This window comes from Paenibacillus macerans, from assembly GCF_050565405.1.
Lineage (GTDB): Bacteria > Bacillota > Bacilli > Paenibacillales > Paenibacillaceae > Fontibacillus > Fontibacillus macerans_B.
Genome location: NZ_JBNYYG010000086.1, coordinates 1 through 17,656, shown reverse-complemented (window position 1 = coordinate 17,656; position 17,656 = coordinate 1). Strand labels below are relative to the sequence as shown.

The following is a 17,656-nucleotide window of genomic DNA, read 5'->3' as shown; positions in this document are numbered from 1 at the left end:
TAAACAAGCTGACACCGGTAGAGTTCCGGCGCCAGCTTGCAGCTTAAGGGCTTTTTTCAATGTCTACAAAATTGGGGCTTGACCAGATCGCCGCGGGGTCTGCTTTATGGTACGCCATCGCTCAAGTAACGGTCAAATGCTGGGATTTTGCACGAAATATCGTACAAAAGTGCTCGCGTAACGGCTGGATGCCGGGGCTTTGTACGAGAAATCATGCAAAATCGTTCGAGTAACGGTCTGATTCCGGGATTTTGCACGAAATATCGTACAAAAGTGCTCGCGTAACGGCTGGATGCCGGGGCTTTGTACGAAAAAACGTGCAAGCTGCTTTCTCTGAGAAAGTTGTGTTTAATGAAGAAAAAGATATTTACACCAGGAGAAAAGTACGGTAGTATATTTCAATAAATATAGAAATAAGGAGCAAGTAAAGGGGGGATTTCGGTTGAAGGTTCATGAGGAAATGCGCGAAGCCGTAAAGATTTATAAGGCGCTTGGCGAGCCTACGCGGCTGAACATCGCCATGCTGCTGGCGGGCCAGCCGGACCAATGCTGCATCCAACTGGGCGAGAAGCTTGGCTCCGTCGCCAATTCGACGTTGTCTCACCATTTGAAGCAGCTGTCGGAATGCGGGCTGCTGGATTCGCGGAAAGAGGGGACGTTTATTTATTACAGCCTCAACCGGGAAGTGGCCCAAAAATATGCGCCGTATTTGTTGAATTCCTAATTTTTTTGCTCGTTTTTTCTATACATTTAGAAATATAGTAATAGAGGAAAGGAGTGTAGGTGTGGGATGTCCAACACGTGGAAAATTTACATTTTGGCTTTGATCAGTTTTTTGGTGGGGACCTCGGAGTACATCATTTCGGGGATTCTCGACCAGATCGCCGGCGCGCTGGGCGTGAGCGTGGTCGCCGCCGGGCAGTTGATCACTGTCTTCTCGCTGGCATACGGCATCGGGACGCCGATTCTGATGGCTTTCTCGGCCAGCTTGGAGCGGCGCAAGCTGTTGCTGATCTCGCTGGGGATCTTTGTGATCGGCAACTTGCTTTCATTTGCCTTACCCGGCTATGGCTTCTTTATGTCCGCCCGGGTCATCATGGCGCTTGGGGCCGGCATGGTCGTCGTTACCGCCCTCAGCATGGCGGCACAGATCGCTCCCGCGGGCAAGCAGGCCAGCTCGATCGCGACGGTGATCATGGGCTTCACCGCTTCGCTGATCATCGGCGTGCCGCTGGGCCGGATTATCGCTTCGGCTTTCGGCTGGAAAGCCGTATTCATCGGCATCGCCGTGCTGGGATTGTTGGCGATGCTCGTCATACGGCTCGCGCTTCCGCGCCTGCAGGGCGACAAGCCGGTACCGCTGCGGCAGCAATTGGCACTGCTGAAAAATCCGCGGGTTGCTTTAGGATTGACGATCACGTTCTTCTGGCTCGGCGGGTATTCGATCGCCTATACTTATATTTCGCCTTATCTGCTGGAAGTGAGCGGACTAAGCGAAGGGCTGCTCAGCACCGCCTTGCTGGTCTTCGGGCTGGCCAGCCTGGCCGGCTCGCAAATCGGGGGGCTACAGCGCGGATCGCAAAGGGGTCGGTTTTACGCTGACTGCCGGGATGCTGCTGCATATCGCCGCGTTGATCTTGCTGTCCTTCCTGTCCGGCTCGACGGTGCTGCTGTTTGCCCTGCTGATCTTATGGTCGTTTTCCGCCTGGTCAACGGGTCCGACGCAGCAGTACAATTTGATCACGTTGGCTCCGCAATCGTCCAGCGTCATGTTGAGCCTGAACTCGTCGATGAACCAGCTGGCCATGGCCGCCGGAGCGGGAATCGGCGGAATTGCCGTCGGTCGGGTCTCTCTGGCTTCGATTACCTGGTTCGGCGCGCTTGGCGTAGGGGCGGCGCTCCTGGTCTTATGGGGCCTGGATCGGCTTAAACGGAGAGCTGTCCGCGCGCAAACGGCCGCCGGGCAGCAGATTGGCGAAAGCTGTCCCGAACTCGGCGGGCAGGGTGCCTAACCCTAACGGCTTGCTGTAGGACGGTTACCTGTGCCGAACGGATTGGATGCGCCGATGAGGAGTTTAGATTTTTTCAACGGACTCCAGAGACGTTAACTGTCTCAAATAGGACATTTGGAATGTCTAATGGACTCAGGAGACCTTATTTGCCTCAAAACCAACCGGATTGATGCATTTGGAGCGTAATAACGGCATCTGAGTCCGTTACGTCGGGAAATACCCAGGAAATTTGTGCTTAACGTCATTACGGTCCGTTACGGGCAAATGTTCGGTGATAGAGCCGACCGTAGGTAGCGGTGGCGGACCGGATCGGGGCGAATAGACTGGATTGGCGAGCGAAGCATGGGCCGTTTAGGGATCGGCGGAGGTTTATTCCGGGGACGGAGGCAGTTGGGGGCAGGTGGGCAGAGGAGAAACTGTAAACGGGCAAGCAGGCGGTGCGGAGTGAACCTCCGGGGGACCGGCATCGAAGGCCATTATGGCATAACGGCCAAATCGGGATGTGTGCCTGAAGCCCCGGAACACGCTACCTAGACAGCTAGAAACGAAAAATGCCGCGGGAGTTCTATTCCCGCGGCAAATGGGCAGTTATGGAGTCGGGCTTGCGCACGTTCATTCGTTTATACCCAGTTGCCCTTGCGGAACACCGGTTCGATCGTGCCGTCGGCCAGCTCGCCGTCGATGTCGAGCTCCGCGGAGCCGATCATGAAGTCGACGTGCGTCAGGCTGACGTTGGCGCCTCTGGCGAGCAGTTCGTCATTGCTCAGCTTGGTGCCGCCTTCAATGTTGACCGGATAGGCGCTGCCTAGGGCGAAATGGCAGGAGGCATTCTCGTCGATCCCGGTGTTGTAGAAGATCCGGTTCAACCGCGAGATCGGGGAATCGTGCGGCACCAGTGCGATCTCGCCAAGATACGTCGCCCCTTCGTCCGTTTCGAGCAGGTTGGTCATGTGTTCCCGCCCGGATTTGGCGTCGTAATCGACCACTTTGCCGTCCATGAACGTCAGCGTCAGCCCTTCGACGAGCTGTCCGTTCAGGTTCAGCGGCATCGTGCTGGCGACGGTGCCGCCCACGCCGGCGCGATGGGGCATCGAATAGATTTCCTCGGTCGGCATATTGGCGACGAAATAGGTGCCGGCTGCGTTGTCGTCGCCGCCGCCCAGCCACAGATGCCCTTCGGGCAACTCTACCTGCAGGTCGGTGCCCGGCGCGCGGTAATGCAGTTTCTTGTAGCGTTTGGCATTCATATGGCCTTGTCTTCGCTTGAGCTCCTCGATATGCTCGCGCCAGGCCGCAACCGGGTCTTCACGATCCACGCGGTTCATCCGGAATACCGCTTCCCACATGGCCGGGATCCGCTGCTCTTCTGGAAGATCGGCAAAGACTTTATCGGCCCAAGCCCGGGTAGGCGCCTTGATCAAGGACCAGGTGATGCGATTGTTGCGCGTTTGGGCGAAATGCTTCTCGCGAGCCTTGGCCGCCGCTTTGACCGCGGTCGACACCTTGGATGAAAGGATGCCCTTAAACAGCTCGGGATCCGGCACCTTGATGCGCAGGACCGCGCCTCCTTCCTCCCCGAACTGTTCGGCCATGTCCGCCAGCCACTTCGGGTAATAGGCCAAAGACTCGTCGGAAGCCGTTTCGTAGCGTATTCGCGTAATTTGCTCGTCTTCCCAGTCGACGTGCACATACTTGGCCCCGGCCCGGTACGCCTTGGCGACCAGCAGCCTTGTCAGCTCCACCGTCTCCAGCGGGGCCGTGATCATCAGATTCTGTCCGGGCTGGATGTTGACGCCTACCTTGATCACCAACTCGGCGTATTTTTCCAGCAGGACCTCGAAAGATTCCATCGGTTGATTCCTCCCGTTTATGCTCTTTATGTACAAGACAAACTATATTGTAGCATGAACCGGCGGGACTTGGAAAAATGCCATACTCACTTGTTCGGTTTCCGCCTAGACTTATTTGCCGCTTTTTAATGTCACCCTAATATTCGGATGTTATTGTAAAAATATAGTCATGGAAATTTGCGAAGGAGGTCGATTGCATGCGCGTATTAGTAGCTGGCGGAGACGGTTTTTGCGGGTGGCCTACGGCGCTTTATTTGTCCAAACAAGGGTATGAGGTCGCGATCGTCGATAATTTGGCCAGAAGAAAATGGGACGATGAACTGCGTTCGAATTCGTTGACTCCGATTGCTGCGCTGCAGGAGCGGGTGGAGCGCTGGAAGGAGCTTACGGGCCAAACGATCCATTATTACATAGGCGATTTGAATCACTATGATTTCTTGTGCGAAGTGATGCGCCAGGTTCGTCCGGATGCGTTCGTGCATTTTGCCGAGCAGCGATCGGCCCCTTATTCGATGATCGACCGGGAGCATGCGGTATTTACCCAGGTCAACAACGTGGTGGGGACGCTGAACGTCGCCTACGCGATCCGCGAACTGGCGCCGGACTGCCATCTGATCAAGCTGGGCACGATGGGGGAATACGGAACGCCGAATATCGATATCGAGGAAGGGTACATCGAAATCGAGCATAATGGGCGCAAAGACGTGCTGCCTTATCCGAAGCAGCCGGGTTCTTTTTACCATCTATCGAAGGTGCACGACAGCCATAACCTGATGTTTGCCTGTCGGATATGGGGCATGCGGGTCACGGATTTGAACCAGGGGGTCGTCTACGGACTCCATACGGAGGAAACCCGGCTCGACCCGGTTCTGATGAACCGGTTCGATTACGATGGCGTGTTCGGCACGGCGCTGAACCGTTTTCTGATCCAGGCCGCGATCGGTCATGATCTGACGGTGTATGGCCAAGGCGGCCAAACGCGGGGCTTCCTCAATATTTCGGACACGGTCCGCTGCATCGAGATTGCGCTGAAGCATCCGGCGGATCGCGGAGAATTCCGCGTGTTCAACCAGTTTACGGAAGAGTTTTCCGTACAGGACCTGGCCGAAAAAGTGCAACGCGTGGCCGAACGGGAAGGTTATGCCGCCAATATCGCCCATCTGGCCAATCCGCGGGTGGAGAAAGAAGCCCACTATTTCCATGCGAAAAACACCAAATTGCAGCAGCTCGGCCTGGAGCCGAATTTGCTGACGGACGAGGTGCTGTTGGACATCTTCCGCACGGCTCTCCAATATAAGGACCGTGTAGTGATGGAGAATGTGCTCCCCGTCGTAAAATGGGGTTAAGGGAGGCAGGCCGGCGCCATGAAAATCGCAATCGTTACGGAGACGTTTTTTCCATCCACGAACGGCGTCGTCACGCGGCTGACGCATAGCATCCGCTGGCTGGTGCGGGAGGGGCATGAGGTTATCGTTATTGCGCCGGACCAGAGCGTCGGCGAATACGCGGGGGCGCAGATCTGCGGCGTTCCCTCGTTCCGCTTCTTCCTGTATCCGAATTTGCCTTTGTCGCTGCCGGGCCGGGTGGTCGGCAAGCTGCTGCGCGAATACGAGCCGGACGTGGTCCACGTGGTGAATCCGGCGATGCTAGGCGTTGCCGGTATCTGGTACGGCCGGCGTTACCCGCTGATCGCTTCCTACCATACCCACGTTCCGCAATACGCCGATTTTTACAAGCTGCCCTGGCTGAAGCCGGTGCTGTGGGGATATCTGCGCTTTCTGCATAACCGCGCGGAGTTGAACCTGTGCACGTCCCGGGCCGTGCAGGGCGAGCTCGATGGCCGGCGGTTCCGGAACGTGCGGCTCTGGAAGCGGGGCGTCGATACGGAGCTGTTCGGCCCGCAGCACCGCAACGTTGCGATGCGGCTGCGGCTTTCCGGCGGCGAGCCGCAGAAGCGGCTGCTGCTGTACGTCGGCAGACTCGCCGCGGAGAAGGAAATCGAGCGGATTCGCGGCGTTCTGCTCGCCTCCGGCGAATTCCGGCTGGCCATCGTAGGGGATGGACCGCATCGCGAGCCGCTGGAGGCGTTTTTCGCCGGAACGGGAACGGTGTTCACCGGCTTCCTGCACGGGGAAGAGCTGGCGCAGGCTTACGCGTCCAGCGACGTCTTCGTGTTTCCGTCGACGACGGAAACGTTGGGGCTGGTGCTGCTAGAGGCGATGGTCTCGGGCTTGCCCGTGATCGCCGCCGCCAGCGAGCCGAGCCGGGAGCAGGTCGCCGAAGGGACGACCGGCTTCCTGTACGAGCCCGGGGCTGCGGACGGGCTCGTAGATGCGGCGCTGCCGCTGCTCGACGCCGAGCGGCTGCGCCGCATGGGCGCCGCGGCCCGGGCGGAGGCACTCGCCCAGGGCTGGGACGAGCCGAGCCGGCAGCTGCTGGAGCTGTACCGGCAGGCCGCGGCGCTGGACGGCGGGCGGCGGAAATGGATCAAACGCGCCAAGAAAAGCGAGCTCTAGGCCGTGAGAACAACGCGAGATGAACAGAATATAGAATAATTGACTTGCCAACCTGCCCATCGCAGGTTTTTCTTTTTGGAACCCTTTGCGTTATTGTCGATGAATTGGCACACTTGCCGAGCACTGATCTTAGAACCTGGTACTATAAGGTGGTATAATGAGTTGATAAGAAAACCATCGATGAACGCTTCTATTTAGAAAGACAAGCCGCGTTTAGAGGTAGTTATTCTTGCGATTATAGAATAGTTGGCCGCTGAAGACCTATCCGTTCTATGATCACAAAACGACTCGCGCCGCGAGTTTTCAAAGGGGATAGACAATTGAATTACGAGCAATGGATCGCGCCGGAAACCTACAATTTGACGTCGGAAATGGAAAAGCACGACCCGGGCAAAACCGCGCTGAAGTGGCTTAGCGAGCAGGGCGATTACGAGGAAATTTCATACGGACAGTTGATGGCTCTGGCCAATCGCTTGGCCGGAGGATTGTCCGGACTCGGATTACATAAAGGCGATCGCGTACTGGTAATGATGCCCCGGCACATTATGGCTTACGCGATTTATTTGGCTTGCTTGAAGCAGGGGATTACGATCATCCCGTCTTCGGAGATGCTTCGAGCCAAGGATCTCGTCTATCGGCTGCGCCATTCGGGCGCGCGCGCGGTGATCGTCTGGCACGGCGTCACGGCCGAGGTGGACAAAATCGGCGATGATTTACCGACTTTGAATTTCCGCCTCCTAGTTGGCTCCGGCGGGGACGCAGGCATCCAGGAGGCCGGCTGGATACCGGTCGAGAGCCTGATGGAAGGCCAACCGGACACATTCGCCACGGTTCCGACTCATCGCGATGATATGGCTATTCTGGCTTATACCTCGGGTACGACGGGAAATCCAAAGGGAGTCGTACACAGCCACGGCTGGGGATACGCGCATTTGCGGATCACCAAATCGTGGCTGGATATCCGGGAATCCGATACCGTATGGGCCACGGCAGCCCCAGGCTGGCAAAAATGGATTTGGAGTCCGTTCCTGTCCGTTTTGGGCAATGGAGCGACCGGGTTTGTATATCACGGGACTTTTCAGGCCAACCGGTATTTGCAACTGATTGAAACCTACGGCATCCAGGTGATGTGCTGCACGCCGACGGAATACCGCATTATGTCGAAAACGGACGGGCTTGACCAATACAATTTGTCGGGGCTGCGCAGCGCGGTGTCCGCCGGAGAACCGCTTAATCAGGAAGTCATCAACAAGTTCCAGCGCGTCTTCGGCATTACGATCCGGGACGGGTACGGGCAAACCGAAAGCACGCTGTTGATCGGCAATTTGAAGGGTTCTACGCTGCGTCTTGGCTCGATGGGCAAAGCCATTTCCCCCGGCGTGGCGGAAGTGGTCGACGAGAAAGGACTTCCGCTTCCGGCTGGCGAGGTAGGGGACATCGCCGTTCACCTGGATATGCCCGCACTGTTTAAGGAGTATTTTCTGGATCCGGAGCGAAAACAACTAAACGTACGCGGTTCTTATTTCATTACGGGTGACCGGGCGCGCAAGGACGAGGACGGGTATTTCTGGTTTGAGGGACGCGGGGACGATATCATCATCAGCTCCGGCTATACGATCGGGCCTTTCGAAGTGGAAGAAGCGTTGATGAAGCATGAAGCGGTCAAGGAATGCGCCGCGGTTGCCAGTCCGGATGAGCTGCGGGGGCATATCGTCAAAGCTTTCGTCGTGCTTAAGGAAGGGGTTGCCGGTTCGTCCGAGCTGATTAAAGAGCTGCAAGCCCACGTCAAAACCTGGACGGCTCCTTATAAATACCCGCGCAAAATCGAATTTATCGACGATCTGCCTAAAACCAATACCGGCAAAATCCGCAGAGTAGAGTTGCGTCAAATGGAGGAACGGGCAGCTGCGGAGCATGCATGATTTCCGGCGATGTTTCGCATCCTAACAGCAACATTGCTTGAGGAGGCTGAACATGGAAAATCCTTTTTCCAGTATGCAATCGCAAAATCCCATCTCATTGGCCCAGCAGTCCGTCAAAAAAGTGCATCGCGCGGTAACCCAAGCTCAATCGCACCCTAGCGAGGAAACCGTAGCCAATGCCCACAATGCCATTGAAAAGGCGGAGAACGCCATCACCCAGGCGGATGGCCGCATGAATCCCGAGCCGATGGAACGCGCCAAAGAGGATCTGGCGGAAGACCGCAACGATTTGGCGGATGTCGAAAACCAACTGGAATAAACGAAGGCTATAACTTGTTAAAACATTAAGCAGCGGAAATAAGCCTGCGCAGACGCACGATAGGATCGTGGTTGCCGCAGGCTTTTTGCCGTAGTTTATTGACTGCAAACCGATGTTAGCCCGTTATCGGCGCACAGCATTTGCTCGATTTTGCCATCGCTTCATTGAACAGTTTCACGGATCGCAGCACCGCTTCTTTTTCAAATTCACTCATATAGGAAAACACTTCATCCAGGTATTCGTTCATTTGCACGTCAATGGTGGTAGCCACGTACTTCCCTTCGGTGGTCAAGGACAATATTTGAACCCGGCGATCATCGGGATCGGCGGTTTTCACCACCAGGTTCAGTTTGATCAGGGCCTGCACCTGGCGGCTAAACGTCGTGATGTCCGTACCCAGCGTGTCGGCGATTTGTTGCATGGATGGTTTGTGTCGGTGGTCGATTTCATAAAGGATATGGCTCTGTACCAATGAGATGTCGCAACCTCCGACACTGCAGCAATTCCGGTTTAACAGCCCAAAACGGCGGGTCATGATTTGAAACAGCTCACGCGGGCTTTCCATCGTGTCTCACCTCTTAGTTTATTTATAGCCTAAAAAGTTGCAAAATGCAAACAAACATTATACGAGCAGGATATCCGGGCTGCAAGGCAGAAGCCAGTCCTAACATAGATTATTTTTTTAATGTAAAAATTACAGATAATGGGTTGACATTAAGTAGAATTACCTTTACTATAAACACACGCTTAGTTTCCAGCTTATGGCTGGAAAGCGGGGGAACCAGTTTATTTGGGGCGAATCATTCTTTAAAGATTGTAGGGTACCATCTTACCCGAGTCCGTCAGCTAACCTCGTCAGCAGTGGATGGGTCTAGTTTCACGCAATTTAAAGTGACTTCCAGGGCCCTTTATTAAGGGCCATTCTCTATTTTTACGGACCTCTGCTGGCGAAGCTGTGTCTTCCCCCATGCGTGAGGTCCTTTTTTTGTGCAACTCGAATACAGAAAGGAGGGGCGTCAATCTGTGGAAGGGGGCTTGATTTTAAACCTACTATTCCAATCGAAAAAATGGTAAAGGAGCTGTGAATGTTCTTGAAAAAAATAGGTTGGTGGGTCGTAGCGTTGCTTCTGGTGGTTTCGATAACCGCGTGCAATTCGGGAAACATGGCTGATTCCGAAAAGGGAAGTGCTAGCGGAAAAGCAGAGGAAGGAGGAACCGTGGCTGAGGCGATTCGGGGCGGTTCCATTACGGTCGGTTTTGCCAACGAGAAGCCTTACGCTTATAAAGACGCCAATGGGGAACTGACCGGCGAAGCGGTGGAAATCGCCCGGGTCGTTCTCGAAAGACTGGGGATCCCTGAAATGAAGGGGGAGTTAACCGAGTTTGGATCTCTGATTGCCGGATTGCAGGCCAACCGCTTCGATTTGATTACGGCGGGGATGTTCGTCAATCCGGAACGCTGTCAGGCCGTATTGTTTGCCAACCCGGAATACAGCATCGGTGAGGCGATCGCGGTGAAGCAGGGAAATCCACTCAGCCTCGGCAGTTATGAGGATATCGCGAATAACAGCGAGGCGCGCGTTGCCGTGATGACGGGAGCGGTGGAAATCGGATACCTGCAAAAATCCGGGATTCCCGATGAACGGATCATTCAGGTTCCCGACCAGGCTTCGGCCATCAGCGCCCTCCAGTCGGGACGCGTTGAGGCGATTACGATGACGGGTCCTTCGCTACAGGCCATGCTGGAATCGGCCGGGGACGGCGGGATCGAACGGGTCGATGATTTCGAACAGCCGGTCATCGATGGCCAAAGCGTACGCGGTTACGGCGCTACGGCATTCAGGTTGGCAGACAAGGAATTTCAGGAAGCCTATAACGCGGAACTGGCCAAAATGAAAGACTCTGGCGAACTGCTGGAAATTTTGCAGCAATTCGGTTTTACGGAGCAGGAGCTTCCCGGCGATATGACGGCCGATGAGCTATGCGGAGGATAATATGCCGGATTCCTGGATCGATTTCGTTCCCACTCTGCTGGAGGGAGCGAAAATCACCTTAACTATCGCCCTGTTTGCGACTTTGCTGGCGGTTATCGCCGCGTTCATTTCCGGCTTGATGCAGTTATCCCGATTACGTCCGATTCGCTGGATCTCGTCCGTTTATGTAGAGGTTTTCAGGGGAACCTCCTTGCTCGTTCAACTTTTCTGGCTGTATTTTGCGTTGCCGTTTGCCGGGTTGGAGCTGCCTAAGCTGCTTGCGGCTGTCCTCGCCGTGGGCCTGAACTATGGAGCTTACGGCTCGGAGGTGGTTCGCAGCGCCATTCTGGCCGTACCGAAGGGACAATGGGAAGCGGCCGTTGCTTTGAACATGAAACGGCGACAAAGAATGGTCAACATCATATTGCCCCAAGCGGCTTTGAGAATGCTTCCTCCCTTCGGGAATTTGCTGGTCGAGCTGATCAAGTCAACGTCATTGGTATATTTTATCACCATGGCGGATCTGACGTACCAGGCTATGGTTCTGCGAAATAATTATATCTCGTGGACGCCGGAAATCCTCGTTCTTCTGCTGTTGATGTACCTGGCGATTACTTCTCTCGTCACCTTGGGCGTACGGGTTTGGGAACGCAAATGGACCGAAGGGAGGATGTGACGGATGTGGGATTGGAATTACGCTATTGATATTCTCCCGGATTTGCTCGTTGCCTTGAAAATGACGGTAGTCGCCACGTTTTGGGGTTTTTTGGTCGCCTTGGTCGGCGGATTGCTGCTTGCAATGGCGATGCGCTCAAAGCATAAATGGCTGCAGCTCTTATTCAAAGGCTGCAACGGATTTATCCGGAACACCCCGTTGCTGGTCCAGGTGTTCTTCCTGTATTACAGTTTGCCGATGGTGGCCGGCATTTCCCTTCCGGCATTTTACGCCGGAATCTTGGGACTGGGCCTGCACTACAGCACTTATTTGTCCGAGGTTTACCGCTCCGGGATCGAAGCTGTTCCCAAGGGACAGTGGGAGGCTGCCCTAGCGCTAAATTATTCTAAGGCCGACATGTGGCGCTCGGTGATTCTTCCTCAAGCCGTTCCGCCGATCATTCCGGTATTAGGGAATTACCTGATCGTGATGTTCAAAGAAACTCCGATATTGTCCGCCATTACGCTCGTGGAGCTGCTGCTGACCGCCAAAAACATCGTCTCGGAATCGTTTCGGGTATTTGAGCCTTATACCCTGGTTGGTCTCCTGTTTCTGGCCGTCAGTTATCCGTCATCTTTGATCATTCGACGGCTGGAAATACGCATGAACTTATTAAGAGGGAAATAAGGAGGGGGGATGGGCATGAGTCTGCCGATGGTAAAGTATACGGGAGTCATGAAAACGTATGGCGACCAGCAGGTGTTGACCGACATCAATTTAGAAATTGCGGCGGGTGAAAAGGTTGCCGTGATCGGTCCAAGCGGTTCCGGCAAAACGACGATGGGACGGATGCTGATGACGTTGGAGGAGCCTTCCGCCGGCACGATTGAAATCGACGGCGTCCACCTTTGGCATATGACCAAAAAAGGGCGGCTTATCCGGGCTGACGAGAAGCATTTGCACCAAATGCGGGGGAATGTAGGCATGGTTTTTCAGCATTTCAACTTATTCCCGCACCGAACGGTGCTGCAAAACGTCACCGAAGCCCCGCGAAAAGTATTGAAATTATCTAAAGAAGAGGCTGAAGAACATGCGATCCGCATGCTGCAAAAGGTGGGGTTGGAAGAGAAGTTGACGGACTATCCGGCCCAGCTGTCAGGCGGCCAAAAGCAGCGGGTGGCGATCGCCCGGGCGCTGGTCATGCGTCCCAAGGTGATGGTATTCGACGAGGTCACTTCCGCTCTGGATCCGGAGCTTGTCGGCGAAGTGCTGGAGGTCATCCGGGAAATTGCCGATGAAGGGGAAATGGCCATGATGCTCATTACCCATGAAATGGATTTCGCCAAAGAAATCGCGGATCGCGTCGTCTTTTGTGCAGACGGAAACATCGTGGAGGAAGGGCCTCCGGAGGCGATTTTTGAATACCCGCAAAGCGAACGGCTTCAATCGTTCTTGAAACGTTTCCGTTCCGGTTTATATTCTATGGCATTATAGGCAGGTGATCTTCATGAACAAGACGCAGTTGGAGATCGGTTACCGCAAACCGACCCCAAGCGATGCGGGCGGCGTTTACGAACTCATTCGAGCGAGCAACACGCTCGATCTAAACTCCGCTTATTGCTACTTTGTATTATGTGATTATTTTCGGGAAACTTGCGTCCTTGCGAAGGAAGGGCAAAACCTCGTTGGCTTTCTGTCCGCCTTCCGGTCGCCGCGCCGTCCCGATACATTGTTCGTCTGGCAGGTGGCGGTAGCCGATTCGCACCGTAAACAGGGAATAGGCAAAGGGATGTTAGCTTATCTGCTGGCTGGGACGACAGCCCCGCCCGTAACCTATCTGGAAGCCACGATTTCCCGGAGCAATTTGGCATCGACCCGGCTGTTTACTGGGGTAGCCAAACAACATGCCGCACCGGTTGAGATTGCCTCAGGCTACCCGTCCGGGATGTTTCCGTCCGGGGTGGCGCATGAGGATGAACCGCTCTACCGAATCGGGCCTTTTATTCATCAACTATAAACGGAGGTATGATATGCAGACCCAAACCCTTGAAACACCGAGTATGAAAGTGTTCGAACAGCTGGAATCGGAAGTCCGAAGCTATTGCCGAAACTTCAGAACGGTATTTCACAAGGCGAAAAACGCCAAGCTTTGGGATACGAACAAAAGGGAATATATCGATTTTTTTGCTGGCGCCGGTGCTTTGAATTACGGACATAACAACCGAAGGATCCGCGATAAGCTGATCTCGTACTTACTCGAGGACGGCGTGACCCATAGCCTGGACATGGCGACGCACGCGAAGGAACAGTTTCTTACCAAGTTTGAGGATGTCATCCTGAAACCCCGCGGTTGGCAATACAAAGTGATGTTTCCGGGGCCGACGGGAACCAACGCCGTGGAAAGCGCCTTGAAAATCGCCCGCAAAGTGACTGGACGCTCCGAGGTGATCAGCTTCACCAACGCTTTTCACGGAATGACGCTCGGTTCGTTGGCGGTTACCGGAAATGCGTTTAAGCGCAAAGGGGCGGGATTGGCATTGACCCACTCCGTTTTTATGCCGTATGACGGCTATTTCGGCGAAGACGTTGATACGATCCAGTACATGGAGAAGCTCCTGGACGATCCGGGAAGCGGCATTCCGCTGCCCGCCGCCGTGATCGTGGAAGCCGTGCAAGGAGAGGGAGGCTTAAATGCCGCTTCCGAATCGTGGCTTCAAGGACTGGAACGGCTTTGCCATAAAAAGGGCATTTTGTTGATTCTGGACGATATTCAGATGGGTTGCGGACGAACGGGACCGTTTTTCAGTTTCGAATCATCCGGGATTAAGCCGGACATTATCTGTCTGTCCAAATCCATCGGCGGTTTCGGTTTGCCTTTGGCGCTTACTTTAATGAAACCCGAGCTGGACGTATGGAAACCCGGCGAACATAACGGAACCTTTCGCGGCAACAACCTTGGTTTTGTCGGGGCGGCGGAAGCGCTCGGCTACTGGGAAACCGGGGAGTTTCGGGAGCAAATCGAAAGTAAGGCGCAGAAGATCGAGAGATCTTTGTTGACCATGGCGGAACAGCAGCCTTTACTGAAAGGACAGCTTCGCGGAAAGGGCATGATTCAAGGGATTGCCTTTGGGAAGCCGGGGCTGGCGGAAAGGTTGTCCGAATTGGCTTTCGAGTCGGGGCTGATACTAGAAACCTCGGGTCCCTCCAGCGAAGTGGCCAAGTTGATGCCGCCGCTAACGATTGAACATTCGACGCTTGAACAGGGTCTTGAAATACTTGAAAATTGCATGAATCAATTGGCTGCCGAGGAGGCATCGGAATGATCGTTAAACATTTGAGCCATATTCGTGAAACGATGGATGACGTGGATACCGAGACGTGGAATTCCCGCAGGTTGCTGTTGGCCAAGGACCAAATGGGCTTTTCGTTAAATGATACGCTGATCAAAGCGGGAACGGAGACGTTAATCTGGTACAAAAACCATGTAGAAGCGGTGTACTGCATTGAGGGGGAGGGAGAAATCGAAGTCGTAGGAGGAGAAACCTACCCGATTTCCCCGGGGATGATGTACGCATTGGATGGTCATGAAAAGCATTATTTACGGGCCCGTTCGCAAATGCGGATGATTTGCGTGTTTAACCCTCCGCTTACAGGCAGGGAAGTGCATGACGAGCATGGGACTTATCCCTTGCTATAGCTTTCTACTATAAAATAACGATGAGGGGAAGAGATAGTATGAACGAAACAGGGACAACTCAAAATGTCGATCTTGCCAAGGATCTTTATCCTTCTCGGATCCATGCGGAGCCGCAATGGCTCCCCCGGCAGGATCCGGTGGTTTACTCCAAGTGGAGCGCGGAGAGCTCGATTAGCAAGGAACAGTCAGAGTTTTATGAGATGAACGGCTATCTGTTTATGGAACGTTTTTTTGACGAAAAAGAGCTAAGCGGTTATCAGGAAGAAGCCCGTCGTTTGCAGGGAGCTTCGCGGGAACAACGGGCGGATGAGATCATTCGCGAGCCCGGCGGGGAGGAAGTACGCTCCATCTTTGCGATCCACCGGAGCCAGCCGGTATTCCGGGAGCTTTCGCGCCATCCCAAACTGCTTGCTGTCATCGAATATTTATTGGGAGGAGCCGCTTATATCCATCAGTCGCGGATTAATTACAAGCCGGGCTTTACCGGGAAGGAGTTTTATTGGCATTCGGATTTTGAAACTTGGCATGTCGAGGATGGAATGCCCAGAATGCGCGCGCTTAGCTGTTCCATCGCCCTGGAAGACAATTATTATTTCAACGGCCCATTAATGGTGGTACCCGGCTCTCATCAAATCTTTATTCCCTGCGTCGGCCAAACGCCGGAAAATCACTATAAGGACTCGTTGCGGAAGCAACAGTACGGCGTACCCGATCAAGCGAGCCTGACCGAGCTAGTTAAACGCTACGGCATCGAGACTCCTGTGGGCAAGGCAGGCTCCGTCCTGCTGTTTGACTGCAATATTATGCACGGGTCCAACAGCAATATAACGCCGTATCCGCGCAGCAACGTTTTTACGGTATACAACAGTGTGGAAAATAAAGTCGTGCAGCCGTATTCTGGACAGAAACCAAGGCCGGAATACATTGCGACAAGATCAGGGCTGTAATAAAAGAAGGGCCATAATCTAAACTGGACCCTCAGTCAAGGACACTTTTAAAAAAAGAGTTAAGCAGCACTCAAGAGATGATTCCTGTATTGTACAGGGGTCATCTTTTTTAATCCCCACCGGTACCTGTAATGGTTGTAATAATGGATATAACGATTAATTTCTCGTCTTAATTCAGCAAAGCTTTGACAGTTTCGGCTCGTCACATGGTCTTTCATGTGACCATAGAAGGACTCCTGGGGCATTATCCCAGCAGTTACCGCGTCTGGACATGGATTGTCCTAGACCCTCGTCTCTTAATAGTTTCTGGTAGGCGGGGCTGGTATAATGACCTCCTTGGTCGGAATGTATGAAGGCGTTGTTATGCAACTTTAAGCGCTTTTGTTTCATTAACAACCGTATTGTTTCTGTGGCTAGGGGAAGTTGGAGGGTGGTGAATAAGTTATGAGCAACAAGCTCACCGGTAGATGCATCCAGGATGGTCGACAAATAGGCTGTCTGGGATTTTCCGTACGGAAGGTATGTGATATCTGTAAGTAGCACGAGACCTGGAGTCCCCTTCTTAAAGTCTCTCTGCAACTTATTTTCAAGCGTGCGGTGTTCTTGGGTAGCTTTATCCATACGTCGGTAGGGGTTGGCTTTCCGATGCGGGCACACGAGGTTAAACTTCTTCATCAATCTCCGGATGCGCTTCAGGTTGTATACCGTACCGTAGTCATTTTCTAAAGTCATCTTGATGGACCTCTCATCTGCTTGAGCACGTACAAGTCGCCGATCTGCAGTATGTAGATAGTTGTAGTACCCAGAGCGAGACACACCAAGCAACTCACAGAAATAACGTGTCATTCTCTGTAGCCCTTGCTTTACGGCATTCTGTATGAGCTCAAAGCACTCCGTCTTGCTCAGTTTTTCTCCGTTTGCTAACAGCCTCCTTTCGTTCTTGTCTAACTTTTTTACATAGGCCAGTTGTTCCTCTAAAAGTCTAATCTTCGCTTTCTGCTTAGCGATGATCTCTTCTTGGGATAATACTCGTTTGGAAGGACGAAGCACGGCTTCTTTACGTGAGTCCACTAATCCAACGATACCATCCTTTTCGTAAGCCTTCTTCCATCGATCCGCCACTGCTCCACTCGCTTCATCCCGAGTATTACTGCATCCAATCCGTTCGTCTCAAAGATTTCTCTCGGAGTTTGACCTAATAAATATTGTTCGATAAATAGACGCTTGAATTCATCCGCGTATGTTATCGACTTTTCACTTACTCGTAGAACGTTCGGATTCCTCGATAATCGTTCCTGCTCGTTATGATTAAAATACTTTTTGCCCATCTTGTCCGCCCCCTAATGTTAACTTCAGTATACAAAAAGGTACCTTACGCTAAACACTTTTTTTCAAGTGTCCAGTGTATGGGTACCAGTTTAATCTCACTGAGATTATGGCCCTTCTTTTATAGAATAAACTCATGAAGGATACATAGTGAGCATTAATTTCCGCTAAACCGATGGAGGAAAAATATACCTCTTGCAGGCATCGCCTTATCATGATATTCTATGTATCCGGCCTTGAAAATGCACAAGCCGGAAAGCTAGTTGATTAGTTTGCTGGAAAAATCTATTTCTTGCAACAAGCTTTATAGATATGTTATATTAATACTCCGGCTGTTGAAAAGCTGGAATTAAAAAGTTGATCTTTGAAAACTGAACAACGAGTGAGTATAAAAATGAGAAGAAATTCTCGTCAGTTTTTCTAAATGAGCAAGTCAAAC

Annotated in this window: 15 protein-coding genes, 2 pseudogenes and 1 riboswitch; of the genes and pseudogenes, 14 read left to right on the top strand and 3 right to left on the bottom strand. The window is 53.1% G+C overall.

Annotated elements, in window-relative coordinates:
* Positions 1-442: 442 nt before the first annotated feature.
* Positions 443-724, top strand: coding sequence for an ArsR/SmtB family transcription factor (locus ACQ4N8_RS26795; protein ID WP_430707418.1), 282 nt, complete (start codon positions 443-445; stop codon positions 722-724).
* Between the two features lie 66 nt (positions 725-790).
* Positions 791-2,012 (top strand): annotated as a pseudogene (locus tag ACQ4N8_RS26790) (MFS transporter).
* A gap of 620 nt (positions 2,013-2,632) precedes the next feature.
* Here ACQ4N8_RS26790 and ACQ4N8_RS26785 read toward each other — a convergent pair.
* A complete protein-coding gene (locus ACQ4N8_RS26785; protein WP_430707417.1) occupies positions 2,633-3,862 on the bottom strand; it encodes an aminopeptidase in 1,230 nt (409 codons plus the stop codon).
* A 197-nt stretch (positions 3,863-4,059) separates the two neighbouring features.
* Between ACQ4N8_RS26785 and ACQ4N8_RS26780 the strand changes: the two genes are divergently transcribed.
* The 4 genes from ACQ4N8_RS26780 (at position 4,060) to ACQ4N8_RS26765 (ending at position 8,619) form a co-directional block, all read left to right on the top strand.
* Positions 4,060-5,208: an NAD-dependent epimerase/dehydratase family protein gene (locus ACQ4N8_RS26780; RefSeq protein ID WP_430707416.1), complete on the top strand. Its 1,149-nt coding sequence runs from the start codon at positions 4,060-4,062 to the stop codon at positions 5,206-5,208.
* An 18-nt stretch (positions 5,209-5,226) separates the two neighbouring features.
* The gene (locus ACQ4N8_RS26775; protein ID WP_430707415.1) at positions 5,227-6,378 is read left to right on the top strand and encodes a glycosyltransferase family 4 protein; all 1,152 of its coding nucleotides are present in this window, start codon (positions 5,227-5,229) and stop codon (positions 6,376-6,378) included.
* Between the two features lie 371 nt (positions 6,379-6,749).
* Positions 6,750-8,300 (top strand): acyl-CoA synthetase, encoded by a 1,551-nt coding sequence (locus ACQ4N8_RS26770; RefSeq protein WP_430707419.1) that lies wholly within the window; start codon positions 6,750-6,752, stop codon positions 8,298-8,300.
* Between the two features lie 52 nt (positions 8,301-8,352).
* A complete protein-coding gene (locus ACQ4N8_RS26765; RefSeq protein ID WP_430707414.1) occupies positions 8,353-8,619 on the top strand; it encodes a hypothetical protein in 267 nt (88 codons plus the stop codon).
* A 115-nt stretch (positions 8,620-8,734) separates the two neighbouring features.
* Here ACQ4N8_RS26765 and ACQ4N8_RS26760 read toward each other — a convergent pair whose 3' ends face one another.
* Positions 8,735-9,184: a MarR family winged helix-turn-helix transcriptional regulator gene (locus ACQ4N8_RS26760; protein WP_430707413.1), complete on the bottom strand. Its 450-nt coding sequence runs from the start codon at positions 9,182-9,184 to the stop codon at positions 8,735-8,737.
* Between the two features lie 169 nt (positions 9,185-9,353).
* Positions 9,354-9,495, top strand: a riboswitch (cyclic di-AMP (ydaO/yuaA leader).
* Positions 9,496-9,704: 209 nt separating this feature from the next.
* Here ACQ4N8_RS26760 and ehuB point away from each other — a divergent pair.
* Genes ehuB through thpD form a run of 8 tightly spaced genes read left to right on the top strand, consistent with a single transcriptional unit; the run spans position 9,705 to position 15,891 of the window.
* On the top strand, positions 9,705-10,613 hold the full coding sequence (gene ehuB / locus ACQ4N8_RS26755; protein WP_430707412.1) for an ectoine/hydroxyectoine ABC transporter substrate-binding protein EhuB: 909 nt from the start codon (positions 9,705-9,707) through the stop codon (positions 10,611-10,613).
* Position 10,614: 1 nt separating this feature from the next.
* Positions 10,615-11,268, top strand: coding sequence for an ectoine/hydroxyectoine ABC transporter permease subunit EhuC (ehuC, locus tag ACQ4N8_RS26750; protein WP_430707411.1), 654 nt, complete (start codon positions 10,615-10,617; stop codon positions 11,266-11,268).
* Between the two features lie 3 nt (positions 11,269-11,271).
* Positions 11,272-11,934, top strand: coding sequence for an ectoine/hydroxyectoine ABC transporter permease subunit EhuD (ehuD, locus tag ACQ4N8_RS26745; RefSeq protein ID WP_430707410.1), 663 nt, complete (start codon positions 11,272-11,274; stop codon positions 11,932-11,934).
* 15 nt (positions 11,935-11,949) lie between these two features.
* Positions 11,950-12,741 (top strand): ectoine/hydroxyectoine ABC transporter ATP-binding protein EhuA, encoded by a 792-nt coding sequence (gene ehuA / locus ACQ4N8_RS26740; protein ID WP_430707409.1) that lies wholly within the window; start codon positions 11,950-11,952, stop codon positions 12,739-12,741.
* Positions 12,742-12,754: 13 nt separating this feature from the next.
* Complete coding sequence (gene ectA / locus ACQ4N8_RS26735) at positions 12,755-13,264, top strand: diaminobutyrate acetyltransferase (protein ID WP_430707408.1); 510 nt, start codon at positions 12,755-12,757, stop codon at positions 13,262-13,264.
* Between the two features lie 13 nt (positions 13,265-13,277).
* Positions 13,278-14,570, top strand: coding sequence for a diaminobutyrate--2-oxoglutarate transaminase (gene ectB, locus ACQ4N8_RS26730; RefSeq protein ID WP_430707407.1), 1,293 nt, complete (start codon positions 13,278-13,280; stop codon positions 14,568-14,570).
* On the top strand, positions 14,567-14,944 hold the full coding sequence (locus tag ACQ4N8_RS26725; RefSeq protein ID WP_430707406.1) for an ectoine synthase: 378 nt from the start codon (positions 14,567-14,569) through the stop codon (positions 14,942-14,944). Before ectB ends, ACQ4N8_RS26725 begins: the two co-directional genes overlap by 4 nt.
* 38 nt (positions 14,945-14,982) lie before the next feature.
* On the top strand, positions 14,983-15,891 hold the full coding sequence (thpD, locus tag ACQ4N8_RS26720; protein ID WP_430707405.1) for an ectoine hydroxylase: 909 nt from the start codon (positions 14,983-14,985) through the stop codon (positions 15,889-15,891).
* 59 nt (positions 15,892-15,950) lie between these two features.
* Here thpD and ACQ4N8_RS26715 read toward each other — a convergent pair.
* Positions 15,951-17,219 (bottom strand): annotated as a pseudogene (locus ACQ4N8_RS26715) (IS3 family transposase).
* Positions 17,220-17,656 lie beyond the last annotated feature (437 nt).